This is a genomic window from Bradyrhizobium sp. Kon58, from assembly GCF_055807455.1.
Genome location: NZ_JBVVOT010000161.1, coordinates 1 through 429, shown reverse-complemented (window position 1 = coordinate 429; position 429 = coordinate 1). Strand labels below are relative to the sequence as shown.

Sequence of the window (429 nt, the reverse complement as noted above, 5' to 3'; positions counted from 1 at the left end):
GCCTGGCTGGAGAAGGCCCTGGGGCGTGAGCGCATTACTGAGCTGACGATCGACGAGCATCTGACGGCAGCGCGCATGCGCCGTCCGGGTTATGTATCGCTGAGTTTCAACACCATAGCTGCCTTCAATGCCAACGGCGCGATGCCGCACTACCACGCCACGCCAGAAGAACATGCGGTGATCGAAGGCGATGGCCTGTTGCTGATCGATTCGGGCGGCCAGTACCTGGGCGGTACCACCGATATCACGCGGATGGTGCCCGTCGGTACGCCGAGCGAAGAGCAGAAACGCGATTGCACGCGGGTGCTCAAGGGTGTGATTGCCATTGCAAATAGTTGATTACCCGGCGCCCAAGTGGCGGCCGGCGCAACGGTGCAAAATGTGGGAGGGGGCTCGCCCCCGATGACAGCGTGTCAGACAGCCTATGGG

General features: G+C 62.0%; 1 protein-coding gene. It reads left to right on the top strand.

What is annotated here, in order from left to right:
- Positions 1-339, top strand: a 339-nt coding sequence (locus tag AC0L20_RS39950) for a M24 family metallopeptidase (protein WP_473295659.1), incomplete at its 5' end; no start/stop codon positions are given.
- Between the last annotated feature and the right edge of the window lie 90 nt (positions 340-429).